This is a genomic window from Thermorhabdus hydrogeniformans, assembly GCF_049310025.1.
Taxonomy (GTDB): Bacteria; Bacillota; Thermosediminibacteria; order Thermosediminibacterales; family Tepidanaerobacteraceae; genus JBJYKD01.
This window is the reverse complement of the sequence record NZ_JBJYKD010000225.1, coordinates 1-255: the sequence shown is the minus strand read 5'-3', so window position 1 is coordinate 255 and position 255 is coordinate 1. Positions and strand designations below refer to the sequence as shown.

The window sequence follows — 255 nt, the reverse complement described above, 5'->3', positions numbered from 1 at the left end:
ATCGCGTCGGAAGGCAGCTCGTGCTCCTGCTGGTCGGCCAGCATCTGCACGCGGTTCTCCAGCAGGCGCAGCAGCTCGTAGGCCTGCTGCAGTTCCTCCACCGCCGCAGGCGGCAGCATGCGCTCGCCGGCCAGCCGCGGCAGGACGGTCAGCAGCGAGGGTTCGCGCAGCCGGCCGTCCTGGCCGCCGCGCACCAGCTGGAAGGCCTGCACGATGAACTCCACCTCGCGGATGCCGCCGATGCCGAGCTTGAGG

The 255-nt window shown here is 71.4% G+C and carries 1 protein-coding gene; it reads right to left on the bottom strand.

The genetic code is table 11. The features are described 5' to 3' along the window. Positions 1-255 (bottom strand): [protein-PII] uridylyltransferase family protein (locus tag ACKX14_RS16220; RefSeq protein WP_479685985.1); only part of this gene is annotated, 255 nt, incomplete at both ends.